Origin of the sequence: Streptococcus phocae, assembly GCF_001302265.1 — a bacterium.
GTDB lineage: Bacteria > Bacillota > Bacilli > Lactobacillales > Streptococcaceae > Streptococcus > Streptococcus phocae.
Map to the genome: position 1 here is coordinate 1 of NZ_LHQM01000065.1, position 394 is coordinate 394.

Annotated in this window: 4 tRNA genes; all 4 read right to left on the reverse strand. The window is 49.7% G+C overall.

The features are described 5' to 3' along the window. Positions 1 to 2: 2 nt before the first annotated feature. The 4 genes from AKK44_RS08275 to AKK44_RS08290 all read right to left on the reverse strand — a co-directional run bounded on the left by AKK44_RS08275 (position 3) and on the right by AKK44_RS08290 (position 356). Positions 3 to 75, reverse strand: a tRNA-Thr gene (locus AKK44_RS08275). A gap of 11 nt (positions 76 to 86) precedes the next feature. Then, a tRNA-Leu gene (locus AKK44_RS08280) sits at positions 87 to 168 on the reverse strand. Between the two features lie 5 nt (positions 169 to 173). Then, positions 174 to 246 (reverse strand) — tRNA-Lys (locus tag AKK44_RS08285). Positions 247 to 283: 37 nt separating this feature from the next. Further along, a tRNA-Asp gene (locus AKK44_RS08290) sits at positions 284 to 356 on the reverse strand. Positions 357 to 394: the final 38 nt, after the last annotated feature.

Below are 394 nucleotides of genomic sequence, written 5' to 3' on the forward strand. Positions count from 1 at the left end.
AATGCCGGCTACATGACTTGAACACGCGACCCTCTGATTACAAATCAGATGCTCTACCAACTGAGCTAAGCCGGCTAATTTTATCATGCGGGTTAAGGGACTTGAACCCCCACGCCGTTAAGCGCCAGATCCTAAATCTGGTGCGTCTGCCAATTCCGCCAAACCCGCCTATATGACCCGTACTGGGCTCGAACCAGTGACCCATTGATTAAAAGTCAATTGCTCTACCAACTGAGCTAACGAGTCTTACTTATGCCTGCATAATGCTTTGTGACATATGAAACGGTCCCGACGGGAATCGAACCCGCGATCTTCGCCGTGACAGGGCGACGTGATAACCGCTACACTACGGGACCTTGTATCTTTACAAATACTATGGGAGTTAACGGGATCG